Annotated in this window: 16 protein-coding genes; 14 read left to right on the top strand and 2 right to left on the bottom strand. The window is 50.6% G+C overall.

The window, feature by feature from the left end; all coding sequences use genetic code 11:
• Positions 1-87: 87 nt before the first annotated feature.
• Both ACLPHM_RS10735 and ACLPHM_RS10730 read left to right on the top strand, forming a co-directional pair.
• A complete protein-coding gene (locus tag ACLPHM_RS10735) occupies positions 88-813 on the top strand; it encodes a SapC family protein (RefSeq protein WP_430221228.1) in 726 nt (241 codons plus the stop codon).
• Positions 814-818: 5 nt separating this feature from the next.
• A complete protein-coding gene (locus ACLPHM_RS10730) occupies positions 819-3,014 on the top strand; it encodes a DUF5710 domain-containing protein (protein ID WP_430221227.1) in 2,196 nt (731 codons plus the stop codon).
• Between the two features lie 3 nt (positions 3,015-3,017).
• Here ACLPHM_RS10730 and ACLPHM_RS10725 read toward each other — a convergent pair whose 3' ends face one another.
• Positions 3,018-3,482 (bottom strand): Lrp/AsnC family transcriptional regulator, encoded by a 465-nt coding sequence (locus ACLPHM_RS10725; protein WP_430221226.1) that lies wholly within the window; start codon positions 3,480-3,482, stop codon positions 3,018-3,020.
• A gap of 129 nt (positions 3,483-3,611) precedes the next feature.
• Between ACLPHM_RS10725 and ACLPHM_RS10720 the strand changes: the two genes are divergently transcribed.
• From ACLPHM_RS10720 to ACLPHM_RS10700, 5 genes are all read left to right on the top strand, one after another.
• Entirely contained in the window at positions 3,612-4,688 is a 1,077-nt protein-coding gene (locus ACLPHM_RS10720) for a saccharopine dehydrogenase family protein (protein ID WP_430221225.1), read from the top strand.
• Between the two features lie 83 nt (positions 4,689-4,771).
• Positions 4,772-5,998: a TIGR03862 family flavoprotein gene (locus ACLPHM_RS10715; RefSeq protein ID WP_430221224.1), complete on the top strand. Its 1,227-nt coding sequence runs from the start codon at positions 4,772-4,774 to the stop codon at positions 5,996-5,998.
• Positions 5,999-6,023: 25 nt separating this feature from the next.
• Complete coding sequence (locus ACLPHM_RS10710) at positions 6,024-7,253, top strand: MFS transporter (protein WP_430221223.1); 1,230 nt, start codon at positions 6,024-6,026, stop codon at positions 7,251-7,253.
• Positions 7,237-7,803 (top strand): chromate transporter, encoded by a 567-nt coding sequence (locus tag ACLPHM_RS10705; protein ID WP_430221222.1) that lies wholly within the window; start codon positions 7,237-7,239, stop codon positions 7,801-7,803. Before ACLPHM_RS10710 ends, ACLPHM_RS10705 begins: the two co-directional genes overlap by 17 nt.
• A gap of 2 nt (positions 7,804-7,805) precedes the next feature.
• Positions 7,806-8,336 (top strand): chromate transporter, encoded by a 531-nt coding sequence (locus ACLPHM_RS10700; protein WP_430221221.1) that lies wholly within the window; start codon positions 7,806-7,808, stop codon positions 8,334-8,336.
• Between the two features lie 6 nt (positions 8,337-8,342).
• Here ACLPHM_RS10700 and ACLPHM_RS10695 read toward each other — a convergent pair whose 3' ends face one another.
• A complete protein-coding gene (locus ACLPHM_RS10695) occupies positions 8,343-8,687 on the bottom strand; it encodes a DMT family protein (protein WP_430221220.1) in 345 nt (114 codons plus the stop codon).
• Between the two features lie 123 nt (positions 8,688-8,810).
• On the opposite strand from ACLPHM_RS10695, the gene ACLPHM_RS10690 reads away from it, so the two are divergent.
• From ACLPHM_RS10690 to ACLPHM_RS10660, 7 genes are all read left to right on the top strand, one after another.
• Positions 8,811-9,275 carry a MarR family winged helix-turn-helix transcriptional regulator gene (locus ACLPHM_RS10690; protein ID WP_430221219.1) on the top strand — a complete coding sequence of 155 codons (465 nt, stop codon included), beginning with the start codon at positions 8,811-8,813 and terminating at the stop codon, positions 9,273-9,275.
• Entirely contained in the window at positions 9,272-10,981 is a 1,710-nt protein-coding gene (locus ACLPHM_RS10685; protein WP_430221218.1) for an FUSC family protein, read from the top strand. Before ACLPHM_RS10690 ends, ACLPHM_RS10685 begins: the two co-directional genes overlap by 4 nt.
• Positions 10,982-11,287: 306 nt before the next feature.
• A complete protein-coding gene (gene pcaF, locus ACLPHM_RS10680; protein ID WP_430221217.1) occupies positions 11,288-12,493 on the top strand; it encodes a 3-oxoadipyl-CoA thiolase in 1,206 nt (401 codons plus the stop codon).
• Positions 12,494-12,670: 177 nt separating this feature from the next.
• Positions 12,671-13,882, top strand: coding sequence for an ABC transporter substrate-binding protein (locus ACLPHM_RS10675; RefSeq protein ID WP_430221216.1), 1,212 nt, complete (start codon positions 12,671-12,673; stop codon positions 13,880-13,882).
• A gap of 61 nt (positions 13,883-13,943) precedes the next feature.
• Positions 13,944-14,810 (top strand): branched-chain amino acid ABC transporter permease, encoded by an 867-nt coding sequence (locus ACLPHM_RS10670; protein WP_430221214.1) that lies wholly within the window; start codon positions 13,944-13,946, stop codon positions 14,808-14,810.
• Positions 14,807-15,754 (top strand): branched-chain amino acid ABC transporter permease, encoded by a 948-nt coding sequence (locus ACLPHM_RS10665; protein WP_430221213.1) that lies wholly within the window; start codon positions 14,807-14,809, stop codon positions 15,752-15,754. The genes ACLPHM_RS10670 and ACLPHM_RS10665 overlap by 4 nt, the downstream gene beginning before the upstream one ends.
• Entirely contained in the window at positions 15,754-16,509 is a 756-nt protein-coding gene (locus ACLPHM_RS10660) for an ABC transporter ATP-binding protein (RefSeq protein ID WP_430221212.1), read from the top strand. The genes ACLPHM_RS10665 and ACLPHM_RS10660 overlap by 1 nt, the downstream gene beginning before the upstream one ends.
• Positions 16,510-16,511 lie beyond the last annotated feature (2 nt).

The raw sequence follows: 16,511 nt of genomic DNA, 5'->3' as shown, positions 1-16,511 counted from the left end.
CGTCATGATGCGCCAAAAATCGCTACACTAGAGGTTTGACGATTAGCGATAGCCTTGCCCTAAGCAGGGTTTGCCAGAGACAACTGAATGAGCGCTTTATATTCCAATTTGCTGACACTGAATGTGGATCAGCATCCCGATCTGAAGATCAAAACCCTAGACGACCATTTTGCTTTTGCGCGCTCCATGCACGTGATGCCGTTGAGCATTAGTGAGTTTGGTGCAGCGGCGGGGCATTATCCTATTGTGTTTGTGCAAGGTGCTGATCAGCTGTTTTATGCCATGGCATTGACGGGTTTGGAGCCTGACAGCAACTTGTTTGTGGATAACGCGGGTCGTTGGGAAGCAGAAACCTATGTACCGGCGTTTGTACGCCGTTACCCCTTTATGTTGGGTACGTCAGATGACGGTCAAGCATTGGCTGTTCAGGTGGATGTTGATTACGCTGGTTTGCGTCATGCCGAAGGCGTAGCGTGTTTTGAGGATGGCGAGGCGACCGAGTACTTGCAGCAAGTCATGAGTTTCTTGCGTGCTTACCAAAACGAAATGGCCGCAACCCAACAGTTTGTGAACCGACTGCATCAGTTGGGGCTGTTGGTGCCACAGCAAATCACAGTAAGCGATGAGCTGGGCCCAGATAAGACTTTGGGTGGTTTCTGGGTGGTAGACGATAAAGTCTATAACGATCTGGATGACCAGCGCGTCGTTGAGATGTTCCACAATGGTTTCTTGCGTTTGATTGAACAGCACAAACTGTCGTTGAACCGTATTCAATCGTTGGCGCGTCGTGCAGAGCGACGTTTGCAGCATTAAGCATTATGCGCACAGAGGGCAGCCCACGTTTTCATCCGCTCAGTATTGAGCCTACCGCCGAGCAGCGTGCTATTCAGGCGGCGCGGTGGCGGGTGTGCTTGGTGCACGCGAATGCGGGCGCTGCCAAAACCACAACATTAGCGTTACGGTTGGCGGAAGCCTTAGCGTGGGGGGCTGCGCCCTCTAGTTTGTTGGCGTTGGTGTTTACGGAAGAAGCGCGCCAAGTATTGCGCCAGCGCTTACTGGAAATAGGCGTGGCGCCAGCTCGTGCCAGACAGATCCCCGTACAAACCTTTGAACAGTTTGCTGAGCAAATCTTGCTCAAAGCCGAACAGGTGTCGGTGCCTCGTATTGAGGATGCTGCTGCGTTGCGCCCTTATGTGTTGCAAGCGCTGGAGCAGGTGAGCAATAGATACGCGCAGCGCTATGAGTATCTGGATATACGTACGCACCATGTGGCAGTCAGTCAGTTTCTGGAATGTCAGCAGCGTTTAAAAGCCAGCATGCTACTGGAAAGCGATGATGCCAGTTTGGATGCGGAAGACAGAGCAATACACGCACAAACTACGTTGACGGATTATTTGTGTGCGCATGAGTTTGAAGCACTGCGCAATAGTCGCTACGACGGTGTGATGTTCCGCAGTGCGCAAGATGCTACCTATGATCTGGCTAAGAATCTGCAAGAAGAGGCGTTCTGGCACGATTACCTACCGACTTGCAGACTGATTGTGGCAGACGAATTGCACGACATGAACGAGTCGGCGTTTCAGGTGCTGTGTGCACTCTTGGATAAGGGCGATGTGTTCTTTGTAGGGGCTGGTGATAAAGATCAGGTGATTCACCGTGCAGCGGGTGCCGATGAGGCTTTCTTATTGGAACGGTTTAGGGATAGATACCCAGCAACGCGTTCGCTGCCACTGACGCAAACGTACCGGCACGGCCCGCATTTGGCCTTTGCGGTAGAGCATTTCAAAAATAAAGTAGTGAGTTCGGCATTGCCTGAGCACACTGGCGTAGAGCTAAGCCTGTACAACCACCATGAGCCGCAGGCTGCCGCACAAGCGACATTGCGGGCAGTACGTAAATGGGTGGGCTTGGGGCATGGTCTAAATAGTTGCGCCATTTTATTGCGCGACACACACCAGTCGGTAGTGCTGGAAAACGCCTTGTTGCAAGCTGGTGTGCCGTATCGTATTCAAGGTTTTACCTCGTATTTGCAGCGCCGAGAAATACTGTTCATTCAAGGGCTGTTGGCCTTATCCATTGGTGCGTTGGAAACGGTGCCAAACACCACTAGGCGTGGTGATATTGTGGCGGCTTTGGCATTCTTTGCTGAGTTGAGCATGGATGACCACACGCTAGAACAAGCACAAGCTGAAATCGCCGAATACCCCGAACTGATGCAGTCGTTTTTTCATGGGCAGATTGAGCGTACTGCCCCTGAAATGTCGGCGCAGCGCATGCGCATGGCGATAGAGTTGCTCACAAACGAAGGCACAGACGCTAACGCGGCCATGGTGCTGCGACAGGTGTGTGATGCCGTAGATTTGCAGATGGTGGCCAGACGGCTGTTTGTGCATGAAGAACAAGCTCGTGTGATACAGAAATCCATACAGGGCTTGATTGCTATTGCTGAGCAGCAAAACTGGTCATTAAAGGCCCTATACGATTGGTTAGGGACGGCGGGTTCTGCCCCTGAGCGACGCGGTGACCAGGCGGTGGTGTTGGAATGCGTGGCGCAATCTAAGGGTAAAGAGTACCCGCATGTGCTGTTGCCATGGTTGGAGCAGGGCGAGTTTCCGGCTGAGGGGGCGGTGACCCAGGAAGAGGAAAACCTATTCTATGTGGCCATCACACGAACACAGCAGCAGTTGAGTTTGATTGTGCCGCAAGAGGTGGCCAGTCAAAGTCCGTTTGTGGCCAGACTAGGTTTAACGCAGGTAGATCAGCGGGCTAACGAGGCCCTGCGTCAGAACCAGCAACGCCAACAGGCACGCCCCTATCAAGCGGTTACCCGCCAAGCAGCGCCTAGCTTTAGAGAGCCACAGCCTACTCAAGATGGCCGTTTGGTCTTGGCGGTGCCCTATGCCGAAAAAGATGAGGCTAAAGCCTTGGGAGCCATGTGGGACCCAGCAGGCAAAGTTTGGTATGTGCCAGCAGGTAAAGATCACCGTTTGTTTGAGCGCTGGCTGCCTAACTAATACTTAGCTATGCTGATGACGACGGTCGAATTTTCGTGCCAGCACAATAGCGCTGTGGGTACGTACCACCCCCTCTAATGCACCGATGGTGTCTAGCAACAGGTCTAGTTCTTCAGTACTACGGGCGCGTAGCCAGATCATCAAATCAAACTCACCACTCACCGTAGCGGCGGATTCCACTTCAGGGATTTGGCTGAGCTGTCGCAGTACCTGATTCCCCAACTTGGGCTTCACGATAATACCGGCGTAGGCTTGCAAACCTTGCTCATGGAAGGGAGCGGCTAATTGCACGGTATAGCCGTGGATCACGCCTTGTTTTTCCAGACGCTGAATACGCGACAAAATAGTGGTGCGTGCTACCCCTAAGGTACGCGCCAAACTGGCGACAGACTCACGTGCATTGATTTGTAAGGCAGCAATCAGTTGCCTATCTAAACTGTCTAACTCGGGATAGCGAAAAGCGTTCATGAGGGTTTTGGCCATAATGACGAAATTTTTCGTCATTATGACGTAATTTAGTCAAAAAGACGATAAAAGTGATCTTGGGCTAGCCGAGCAAAATTCGTAGACTATTTCTATTCACATAGGAGGCATTGTATGAAAATGTTGTTGCTGGGTGCCGGCCATATTGGCCAATCTATTGCTCATCACCTTACGCATTCTGGGCACTACCAATTAACGGTAGTGGATCAGCAGGCAGAGGCCTTACAACAGGTCGCCAAGCAAGGGATAGCAACGCAGGTTGTGAATCTGGGTGATGCGCAAGCGTTGGATGCGCTGTTACGCGACACCGATGCGCAGACGGTGATTAACGCACTGCCTTTTCACATGGCTAAACAGGTATCTGCAGCAGCAGTGAAGCATGGCCGCCATTATTTTGATTTGACCGAAGACGTACAGGCGACGCAGCACATGATGGCCTTGGGCAAGAGTGCTTGTACCGTGTTGATGCCACAGTGCGGCTTGGCACCGGGTTTTGTGGGGGTAGCAGCTCACTCGTTAGCGGCTGAGTTTGACGAGGTGCATCATCTGAAGCTGCGCGTGGGGGCCTTGCCGCGTAATCCAGACAATAAGCTGATGTACAACCTGACGTGGAGCATTGATGGGCTGATTAACGAATATCGTCACCCCTGCGAGGCATTGCGCGATGGTGAGTCGGTGTCTGTAATGCCTATGGAAGGGCTGGAAAACTTACATGCAGATGGCGTGTTGTATGAGGCTTTTAATACTTCAGGTGGGTTGGGTACGCTGTGCAGTACGCTAAAAGGCAAAGCACAGAATTTGGATTACAAGTCCATACGTTACCCGGGGCATCACAACTATATGCAGTTCTTGCTCGATGACTTGCAACTGCGTACACAACCCGATGCGCTAAAAGCATTGTTGATGAAGGCTATTCCACGTACCTATGACGACATGGTGTTGGTGGTGGTGTCGGTATCTGGGCGTAAGCACGGTGTACTGCAGGAGCAGAAGCTAATGCGTTGTGTGCACTCGGCACAAACCTCGTTTGGCTATGAAAGTGCGATTCAGCAAACCACCACTTCTGGCCTATGTGTGGCGGTGGATTTATTCCGTCAGGGTAAGTTGCCACAGTCTGGTTTTGTGGGCCAAGAGGCCATTGCACTGAAAGATTTCCTCGCTAACGACTTTGCGCGTCCTTACCAACAGTAAACGACTCACGCCACAGCGAGACCACGTGCCGCGATATAATGCGATGTAGTCGCAGGTCGCGGCATTTTTTATGTAGTGCAAGTATGGTCACGCATTCGGTCAGCATCATTGGAGCAGGCCCAGCCGGTCTGATGGCAGCTGAAACCTTGCTTCAAGCAGGTGTACAGGTCTCGTTATATGACGCTATGCCGTCGGTAGGACGCAAGTTCTTACTGGCAGGTAAGGGCGGATTGAACCTGACACACAGCGAAGCCGCCCCCCTTTTTCTTTCTCGATATGGTGAGTCTGCCGCTCAGGTAGCGCCGTGGCTGGAACGCTTAGATGCGACAGCCTTACGGCAGTGGGCGGACGCGTTGGGGGCGGAAACTTTTGTGGGGTCGTCTGGGCGTGTATTCCCCAAGGAAATGAAAGCGGCTCCGTTGTTGCGTGCGTGGTTGCACCGCTTGCGTAGCCAAGGCTTGCAATTGCATACCCGTCATCGCTGCACAGGGTGGAATGATGATGGTCAACTATGTTTTGACACTCCTAAAGGTGAGGTGACATTACACGCGCCAGCCGTCATTCTGGCCCTAGGTGGTGGCAGTTGGTCGCGCTTGGGCAGTGATGCCGCATGGATGCAGTGGTTAGGTGCTCGGGGTGTGCAGATGACAGACTTAGAGCCATCTAACGGCGGCGTGGTCGTGCCGTGGAGCAAGCATTTTGCAGAACGTTTTGCTGGCCAAGCGGTGAAAACGGTTGCTATGCAGGTAGCGGGCCAATCAAGCTGGCGACGTGGTGAAATCATGATCACTGAGACTGGCATTGAGGGCGGCTTGGTGTATGCCTTATCAGCGAATTTACGTGCCTTGTTACGTAACCAAGGTCATGCCGATTTTGCCTTGGACTTAACGCCAGATCGTGACTTGTCTGCAGTGGAAAAAGCGGTGAGCGCTGCGCGTTCAGGCCGTTCGTGGTCTACCTTCTTGCAACGCCAGTTGGGGCTTAAAGGCGTAAAGCTGGGCTTGTTGTACGAAGTGCTACCCAGAGACGAGTTTGAGAACCCGCAGCGTTTGGCGCGTACCATCAAAAGTTTGCCGTTGCGAGCAATAGGGCTGCAATCCATGGACGAAGCCATTAGTACAGCCGGTGGTGTAGCGACTACCAATCTGGATGACAACTTGATGTTGTGTCATCTGCCCGGTGTATTTTGTGCCGGTGAAATGTTGGATTGGGATGCCCCCACAGGTGGCTATTTACTCACCGCCAGTTTTGCCAGCGGCAAAGTGGCAGCAGAAGGTGTAATGCGTTGGTTGGTGTCGCAGTCAGCGTGAACAACAACGCAGGAGTACAAGTTTTATGTCAGCAAAACCCGTAGAAACCGTACAGTACAGACCCGTTACGGGGGTTACGCTGTGGCTGGCGTTAATCGCTTTGGCCGCAGGTGGCTTTGGTATTGGTACGGGTGAATTTGCCATCATGGGCATCTTGCCCGAGGTGGCGCAGTATCACCAGATGACCGAACCACAAGCCGGTAGGTTAATCAGCGCCTACGCGTTAGGGGTGGTAATAGGTGCACCCATATTGTCAGTCTGGGGAGCCAGATTGCCTCGTCTTTGGTTAGCCATCAGCTTGATGGTGATGTATGCCATCACGAACTTTGCCAGTGCGTTGGCTCCCACATTTAACTGGTTAATGCTATTTAGATTTTTGAGTGGCTTACCGCACGGTGCGTACTTTGGTGTGGCGGCATTAATTGCTGCGTCTATGGTAGAGCCCTACCGACGCGGCTATGCCGTGGGGCGGGTGATGATGGGGCTAACCGTCGCGGCGCTGGTGGGGAATCCCATTGCGATTTGGTTAGGTCAGTGGGCAGGCTGGCGTTGGCCGTTCGCTTTGGTGGGTGGGATTGCCGTGCTAACCATTTATTTAATCCGTCGTTTTGTACCCCGTGATTTACCTGAAATACACAGTTCGGCACGCCAAGAGCTCAGTGCCTTACGTAATCCGCGAGTGTGGATGACGTTGGCCATAGGCGGTATAGGGTGTGGCGGCATGTTTGCGGTGATGAGCTATATCGCTCCCATCGTGACCGAGGGTGCGGGTTTGCCCACCCAAGTCGTGCCTTTAGCACTATCAGTGTTTGGTGCAGGCATGATTGTGGCGAATTACATAGGCGGCTGGGCGGCTGATCGTTGGTTATTCCGGGGTGCGGGAGTCATCCTGTTATGGGGGCTGTGCTTATTGCTGATGTTCCCTGTGATGATGCGCCATAACGTGACCCTCTTTATCGGTATTTTTACCGTTGGCACCATTGGTGCACTAGGCACGATACTGCAAGTGCGTTTGATGGATGTGGCGGCGAATGCGCAAACTCTGGCTGCATCACTCAACCATTCTGCCTTTAACTTTGCTAATGCCTTGGGGGCGTGGTTAGGGGGTGTGGTGATTGACGCGGGCTTTGGCCTGCAATCCACAGCATGGGCGGGTGCAGCGTTGTCGTTTAGTGGTTTGATTGTGTTGTGGCTTGCTTGGCGTCAAGAGAAAGCCTGGCAACGCCGGAGGGCGGCTGATGCCCATACAGCCTAACGACAGTGCCTCCGATCGCCCTTCATTGTGGCAATTGTTCTGGATCTTTACGCGCATTGCGTTGACCAGTTTTGGGGGCGGCGTTAGTGGCTGGATGATGCGTGACTTTGTACTAAAACGTGCATGGTTAACGCGTGATGAGTTCTTGAGTGGGCTAGCACTATCGCAAGCCCTACCCGGTTTAAATGTGGTGAATCTCGCCATTTGGGTGGGCTACCGCTTACGCGGTGGGGCAGGTGCTTTCTGGAGCGCCGTGGGCATGGTGGTGCCTGCACTATTGTTGATCTTAGTGTTGGCTCAGCTCTATGGCACCGTGCAGGCGATTAGCTGGGTGCCAGTGTTGATGGCAGGTATTGCCGCCGCTGCCACTGGTTTATCGCTGGAGATGGGGGTACACGCAGCCAAACGAGTGATACCTGATGTAGTAGGTCTGCTATTGATGGCGATGGTGTTTGCTGCCATTTATGTATGGCAGATTAACTTGATCGTGGTAATCGTGATCGCGGCTCCTTTGTCGGTGTGGTACGCCTATCACACGCTGGAGGACTAAACATGTGGCTGTTATTGCTGGCCTTGCTGCGTGTTTTTATTCCCTTGTCGCTGCTGACCATAGGCGGTGGGCAAAGTGTTATTCCTGCCATCCATGAGCAAGTGGTAACCCAGCAGGGCTGGTTAAGCGATCAACAGTTTTTAGACCTGTTCGCGTTGTCCCGTTTAGCACCCGGGCCCAAAACCTTATTAGTCGCCTTAATTGGGTGGGAAGTCAGTGGTTTTTGGGGGGCTTGGGTGGCTGCCATCGCGATCTTCTTGCCGTCTGCACTATTGATGTATGCCATTGTGCGAGTGTGGCAACGCCACGCGGGAAAACGCTGGGTGCGGGCGATGGAAAAAGGCTTGGTGCCCATTGCGGCGGGCATGGTGTTTGCGGCCGCCGGTACGATTTTGGATGCCAGCAGTCATAAAGAACTGGCATGGGTAGTGGCCTTGGGCAGCACTGCCTTATTGCTGTCGGGTAAGTTCAACCCGTTTTTACTCTTGGGCGTAGGCGGGTTGGTATTTGTAGGGGTAGTGCCCCTGTTGTGAGGCCCATTACAGCGGCCCTTTGAACACAAAGAACGCACCCGCACAAATCAGTGCAAAACCTACAGCGTGATTCAACGTTAGGCTTTCTTTTAAATACAGCACTGAGAACACCGCAAACACGACTAAGGTGATGACCTCTTGCATGGTTTTCAGTTCGGCCGCGGAATACACCGCATGGCCTAATCGGTTAGCAGGCACGGCTAAACAGTATTCCACCAAGGCAATCGCCCAACTAATCAGAACCACCTTCACGATGGGGCTATGGGGAAATTTCAAATGCCCATACCACGCGATGGTCATGAACACGTTAGAACAAATCAGCAACAGTATGGGCAGGAATTTCTGCATCATGGCGTTTAAGAATTAGTAGAAGAAAAGGCAGCATACACGAACTGTATAGGCGATGTGGGCTAGCGTTGTTTGCTGATGATTGTATATACTTGATATTCAAATCATTTCAATATCATCTATTTTATGAGTACGAAATCTAGCGCCAGAGAACGGTTTGGCATGATGTTTGTTGGCGTGTCCCGTCGTTGGCGAGCTGGTGTAGACAGTAGCTTGGCGCAAGCTGGGCTGACCGATGCAACCTGGCGTCCGTTGGTGCACATTGAGCGCAGTGGCGGCGGCATTTCGCAGAAAGACTTAGCGGCCAGATTAGACCTAGATGCGTCCACCTTGGTGCGCTTGATTGATGTGTTGGTGAGCAAGTCACTGGTAGAGCGCCGCGCCGATGAAACCGATAGACGTAGCAAACTGCTGTACCTCACCGAACAGGGTAAAACGGCATTAGCTCCCTTGCAAAAGCGCTTGTTTGTCGCCGAAAACGAGATGCTGGCTGGCCTGAGTGACGAGCAGATAGAAAAGTTCAGCGCCATGCTGGAACACATAGACGCCAATATCCGCACCTTGCAAGAAGGCGGGGCAGAGAAGGTATGAGTTGGACGCGAGGCTTAAGTAAATGGGGTTTTGACGAACCGCGTATGGCCTTTGCTGGGCGTACGGCACTCGCGGCATGTGCGGCGGTAGTGATTGCGTGGTTGTTAGGGCTAGAGCATCCGCAGTGGTCAGGCATGACTGTCTGGGCGGGTTCCCAACCGTGGCGCGGCCAGTTGGCGGAAAAAAGTGTATTCCGATTACTAGGTACGCTAGTGGGCGGTGTGTTCGGTATGTTGCTGTTATGGCTGACTGACGGCAACCTAGTGTGGCTGACCTTTGGTTTAGCCGTGTGGATAGGGTTATGCACATGGGCTGGCAATCGCATACGCGGCTTTATCTCGTATGGTGCGATGCTATCGGGTTATACCGCTGTCATGGTGACCTTGCTTAAAAGCACGCATTTCTCGTCGATTTTTGCCATTGGTATAGACCGTATCTTCACCGTATCGCTAGGGGTGTTAATTGCGCTACTGGTGGGCTGGTGTTTTGCGCCGGTGGCCAATGCGGTGAACATCCCCAAACGTTTTAAAGGGTTGGTAAGAGAAACCGAACAGGTGTTGCGTGCCGAGCAGGCTGCAGGTCAAAGCATGCCTGAGTTGGAAGAAAAGAAGCGACAGATTTTGCGCCAACTGGCACTAATGGAAGAAAGCCTAGAAACGCAGGTGGCTGGCTCATGGAGCTTACGTCAACGCGTACGCCGTTGGCGTGGGCAAATCGTCGCATTGGTGCAAGCGTTACTGAGTAGCGATGCATCGCGTATTACTAGCCAGTTTCTGCCGCGCGAAGTTTCTGCCTATTACGACACACGCGAAGCATGCCGGTCAGCGTTGCGATCATTTTTGATGATGGCATTAGCGGGGGCTGCCTGGTTACTGAGCGGCATAGAAATGGGGGCTTTTATGCTGGTGGGCACAGCCATTATGGTGTCTGTGTTTTCTACTGTGGCGCAGCCATTGCCATTATTGAAGCAAGTGGTAATAGGGCAGGCGTTAGGGGTAGGAGCTGCATGGGTATGCCGGTGGTTGGTCTGGCCCTATATGGGCAGCGAGGCCGCACAAATTCTGAGTTTGATGCCGTTTATTTTGATGGGCGGTCTGTTTTTTGGACACCGAGTGGGGGCAGGACCCAGGGGCTTTGACTTCAATATGGTGCTCTTGCTGTTGGTGCAACCTGGTTGGCCGTTAGTGGGCGATTGGACACATGCGTGGCAGGCCGGTATTGCCGTGGTGCTGGGGCCAGTCTTGGCCATGGTGGCGTTCTGGCTGATTTTCCCCGCTAACAGTGCCTCGCAGATCGCTACCTTGCGTACTAAAGTACGCCGTACCTTGTTAAAGCAAGCCGCTGAACCGCTAAACGAGGCGCATAAAGCCGAATGGTACGCACAACTGAGCTTGGGCGTATTGAAGTTGGCGCGGTATCAGACTGCGGAAACAGCGACGCCTTCCGGTCATGCTTTGGTATGGGGGTACAACGTGAAAGCACTAGGGTTATTGCAGCAGCATTTGTTTGAGCTGCAGCGTGTGGCCGATGCTACCGATGAGCAGCGTAAGGCAGTGATACATACTCGGAATCTGTTACTGTTAGGCAAGCTCACAGCAGCGAATGCTCAAAAGGAGCTTCAGCAGTTAACCCTGTGTTGGCAGGGAAGTACGGCGTTAGATACGGCAAAGATACGTGCTGCTGCGCAAGCTTGCTCCGAGCTCTAACCAAATAACCGTAGGTCGCTCAATGTCAGCAACGTAGTCTTGTTGACACTTCATTGTTTTATCACACCGTTACGCCTATTTACTCATGCGACAGCATGAATAAATAGGCTACTGGTGCATGTCTATTGCGCAACCGTAGCCTGTGAGTGGCAGGTGGTAGCAGCGCTGTTTCTATTCCTATTTCCATTTTCGATTAAGACAAAAACGTCAAGGGTAAACCCTGTGTGCAGATGTAATAAAGCCGATGTATTATGATCAAAAAAGAACTAATGTTCATATATAGAACAAACATGGGTGGAAATACTAATGGAAAACGCTTTTATTTGTGATGCTGTTCGTACAGCTTTTGGGCGTTATGGCGGTGGGCTTTCTACCGTTAGGGCGGATGATCTAGGTGCCGTTCCTTTGAAAGCATTATTAGCCCGCAACTCTTCTTTAGACCCTGCGTGCATAGATGAAGTGTTATTTGGTTGTGCTAATCAAGCAGGCGAGGATAACCGCAACGTAGCACGTATGTCTTCCCTATTGGCGGGGCTACCCGTGACGGTGCCGGGTGCCACGATAAATAGGCTGTGCGGATCAGGTATGGATGCCATTGGTACCGCAGCACGGATGATTAAGTCACACGAAGCCGATTTAGTGCTGGCAGGTGGTGTGGAATCTATGTCCAGGGCCCCGTTTGTGATGGGTAAAGCAGAGAAGGCTTTTGATCGCAGTGCGAACGGATTGTTTGATACCACTATTGGATGGCGGTTTATTAATCCTGCCATGAAGAAAACCTATGGTGTGGACTCTATGCCTGAAACTGCTGAGAACGTAGCTGCAGTATTTGGTGTTTCTAGAGCGGATCAAGATGCGTTCGCGCTGCGTAGTCAGCAACGCGCAGAGCGGGCGATTGCTGCGGGTTATATGGCTGAAGAAATTGTGCCGGTGTATCTGCCACAGCGCAAAGGCGAAGCTATTGCAATAGACGTGGATGAGCATCCACGAGCCACTACCCTAGAGGCGTTGGCAAGATTAAGTACACCTTTTCGTGATGGCGGTACGGTGACGGCAGGCAATGCATCAGGGGTAAACGATGGTGCATGTGCGATGATTATTGCATCAGAAAAAGCAGTGAAAGAGCATGGCCTTGTGCCTAGAGCTCGCATTATAGCTATGGCGACTTCTGGACTAGAGCCAAGGATTATGGGGTTTGGTCCGGCTAAAGCTATAGAAAATGTATTAACACGTACTGGCCTACACATCAGCCAAATGGACGTTGTGGAACTGAATGAGGCATTTGCTGCTCAAGCCTTGGCTGTGATGCGTCATGTGGGACTGGCAGATGATGCGGAGCACGTAAACCCCAATGGGGGGGCTATTGCCTTAGGGCATCCTCTGGGGGCAAGTGGAGCCAGACTAGTCTTAACGGCAGTAAATCAGTTGCATCGTATACACGGTAAGTATGCGCTATGCACGATGTGTATAGGGGTAGGGCAAGGAATAGCGATGGTTATAGAGCGCATCTAAAAAGAAGAGATGTGCCTTGGAGGCATTCAATCATAAGGCGGTTCCTAATTGGCAGAGAAGATTTTTTAAGTAGTTAAGGAGAGGCTGCACCTGCTTCTGGTTTTGTTGGTACATAAAAAGACTTAGAAATCCCAGATAACCACAATCCGGTGGTGAATGGGGGTGATAGGAGATGACATGAAACTACGTTCTATTTTGGTAGCCACTGCTGCATCGTCGATGTTGATGGGCATGAGTGTAGGGGCACAAGCAGACACCGTGAAAATCGGTGGGCTATATATCTTGTCTGGTAGCGCTGCAAGTTATGGAGAGTTCGCCTCTCAAGGCATGAAAATGGCCATAGATGAAATTAACAGTTCTGGTGGTGTTTTGGGGCAGCAGATGCAGTTGTTGATGGAGGATGATCAGGGTAAAGCGGCAACTGGTATTCAGGCGGCTCGCAAACTGGTTTACCAAGACAACGTAAACGCCTTGGTGGGTATTGATAGCTCAGGTGTGGCGTTAGGTTTGGTGCCGGTGATGAAAGAGCTAAAAACACCCCTCATCATTACGCATGCGGCAACCCCTCATGCGACGGGTAAGTTGTGTAATGCTTATACCTACCGCATCTCAGTGAATGAAGCTCAGAATATGCGGGCAGCAGCAGAGCTGGCTGCGGCTACAGGTAAAAAGCGCTGGACCACCATTGGGCCAGACTATGCGTTTGGGCATGAATCGTGGGAGCTGTTCAGTGAGAACTTGAGTGCGCTAAGCCCCGATGTGGAAATCATGAAAGAGACGGCATTCCCTCGTTTTGGTGCGGAAGACTTCACGCCGTTTATCAATAACATCATGGAACAAAAACCGGATGGTGTGTTGATCTCTGTCTGGGGGGGGGACTTGGTGAACTTTGTTCGACAAGCTAACAACCTAGGTTTTTTTGAACAAGACTACGAGATTATGTTCACTGTAGGGGCTGCGACCGAGGCGCTAGCAGCATTGGGGGAGCAGATGCCTGAAGGGGTATGGTTGGGCACGCGTTACTGGTATGACTCACATGATACGGACATTAACAAAACCTTCGTAGATAACTATAAAAAACTGTACAAAACGCCACCTAGCTATAACGCTGAGGGTGCGTACTCTGCTGTATATGCCATTAAAGCGGCCATCGAGAAAGCTGGTTCAACAAAACCTGAAGACATTGCTGTCGCGCTATCTGGTTTGACGATCAACACGCCAGCGGCAGAGCGTACTTTCCGCGTAGGTGATAACCAGGCGTTGATAGGGCCAACATGGGGTAGAGCAGGTCCTATGAGCGGTGACGGTGTGCGTTCCTTGGTTGAAATTCATAACTTTGATGGTGCACAAGTTTCACCATCTTTAGAGCAGACTGAGTGCAAGGTCTAGTACGCCGTTTCACAATTTGGTGCCTGTAAAAAGGCACCAAATTCATCTTGAGGTGGTCTTTATGGCTAGTTTTTTTGCGGCCTTACTAAGTAGTCTTGATATTGCCTTATTGCTATTCATCATTGCGATAGGCCTGAATATTATCTTCGGTGTGCTGAATATAGTGAACTTCGCACACGGTGCCTTATATATGCTGGGTGCATATGTGGGCTATAGCTGTATTGTGATGTTGGGAATGCCATTTTGGTTGGCAATCATTGTGGCCCCATTTGCCGCAGTAATCTTAGCTATCTTTATTGAAAGATGCATGCTTAGGTTTGTATATAACCGCGATGTATCTGATTCGTTGCTTTTAACATTTGCATTAATGTTAATTATTAATGAATCTATTAGGTTGATATGGGGTACAGGTATTTATATTATTGATCCTCCAAATTTACTGACAGGGACATTTTCATTCTGGGGAATTAAATACCCTAAATATAGTGTGTTTGTCATTGTGATGGGGCTTCTGTGTTTGGCTATCTTGTGGTGGGGTTTTAACCGTACACGATTAGGAAGAGTTGTACGAGCAGCTGCGATGGATAGAGACATGGCTCAGTTGGTATGTATTAATACAAAATTTGTTATTACCGCTGTGTTCGCATTTGGTGCATGGTTAGCGGCGGCAGGCGGTGTAATCGCCGCTCCTATGCGAGCAATAGACCCTGGTATGGGCGACAAAATTATCATAGAAAGTTTCATTATTGTAGTCATCGGAGGGTTGGGGAATTTTTCTGGAACCTTGATTGGTGCAATGGTTCTAGGGTTGATTCATGGTTTTGGTGGTAGATACTTCCCAGAGATTAATTTGCTGCTTCCTTTTATTGGGATGGCTTTAGTGCTGCTGTTTAAGCCTTATGGGTTGATGGGTGGGAGGCATAAATGAAAAAATACACGCTATTATTTGTTCTCTTGGTTGTTCTGGCCGCATTCATTTCAATTCCTTGGGTAGCACCTTATTTTTATATTTTCCTTGCAACAGAAATATTAATATTGGGTTTGTTTGCAGCAAGCTTTAATTTGGTTTTTGGTTATACCGGCATGTTGAGCTTTGGTCATGCTGCATTCTTTGGTATAGGCGCATATGCCACGGGGATGATTCTGTTGTGGTTACAGTGGCCGTTAATCGTGTGTTTGATTATTTCGGCAGTAGTGGGTTCTTTATTAGCCTTTATTATTGGGGTATTTAGTGTTCGATTGAATGAAATTTACTTTGCCATGCTGACACTAGCGTTTGGTATGTTGGCTTACAGTGTGGCTCACCAGTGGCGTGATGTGACTGGTGGTAGTGATGGGCTGTCTGGCTTTTCGTTAGAGGAGTTTGGCTTAGGCATTGATTTGAACTTAGGTAATCCAATGGTGTACTACTACGTGGTGTTGGGCATAGTAGTGGCAGCAACGGCATTGTTATATCTCATTAGCCATTCCTCTTTTGGGTTGATATTGCGTGCCATTAGGCTGAACTCAGAACGGGTTGCTTTTTGTGGTCTGAATATACGCCATTATCGTCTTGCCTCCTTTGTGGTCAGCGGAGCTTTTGCTGGGTTGGCGGGTGGCTTAATGGCACCGTTCCTACGTATTGCTAGCCCTGAGTTAATGCATTGGTCCATGTCGGCAGAGCCAGTATTAATGACGATTCTTGGTGGGGTGGGCTATTTTTTTGGCCCATTCTTAGGCGCAGCTATCTTTGTACTGCTAGAGACCTGGATCACTTCCTTTACACAAAACTGGATGCTGATTTTAGGGATTGTATTGGCGTTGATGGTCATGTTTTTCCGTCATGGCGTATTGGGAACGTTCGTGGTTTGGCGAGAGGAGCGTAAAAAATAATGAGTACGCCTATTTTAGAAATCAGAGACTTACACAAGAGTTTTGGTGGAGTGGCCGCTATTTCTGGTGTGAGTTTACGTGTGCAGCCTAAAGAAACGTTGGCCATTATTGGCCCTAACGGTGCAGGTAAGACCACTTTTTATAATATGTTGTCAGGCCGTATGCCGCCTACTAGCGGACAAGTGTTGTTGGAAGGTAGAGATATCACAGGCCTTCCGCCACATCGTATTAGCCGACTAGGTATATCGCGATCCTTCCAGATTAATAATATTTTTCCTGAAATGACTGTGCGGGAAAATGTGGAGGTGGCGCTTACGGCGTTTTATGGTCAAAGTAAGCGTTGGTATAACCTATATAGCAACAATACAGAGATACAGCTGAAAGCTGATGTCTTATTAGAGCGCTTAGCACTACTAGAGTTAGCACATCAACGTGCGGGTACCATCAGCTACGGTGATAAGCGGCTCTTAGAGATAGCGGTGGTGTTGGCGACTGACCCACACGTAGTGTTGTTAGATGAGCCTACAGCCGGCATGACGCCAGATGAAACCAAGCGGGTCACGGCATTGGTGAAAAAGCTGGCAGAAACTGGAGAATACACCTTCTTGATTACTGAGCATGATATGGAAGTGGTGTTTTCACTGGCCGATAGGATTATGGTGATGCACAGAGGGCAATGCTTAGTAATAGGTACGCCAGAAGAAGTGCGTCAGAATCGAGAGGTACGAGTGGCTTATCTGGGTGAGGAGGAGTGACC

It is taken from the genome of Paenalcaligenes sp. Me131, assembly GCF_050487225.1.
Taxonomy (GTDB): domain Bacteria; phylum Pseudomonadota; class Gammaproteobacteria; order Burkholderiales; family Burkholderiaceae_B; genus Paenalcaligenes.
The sequence above is the reverse complement of the archived record's forward strand: the minus strand, read 5'-3'. Positions and strand labels throughout refer to the sequence as shown.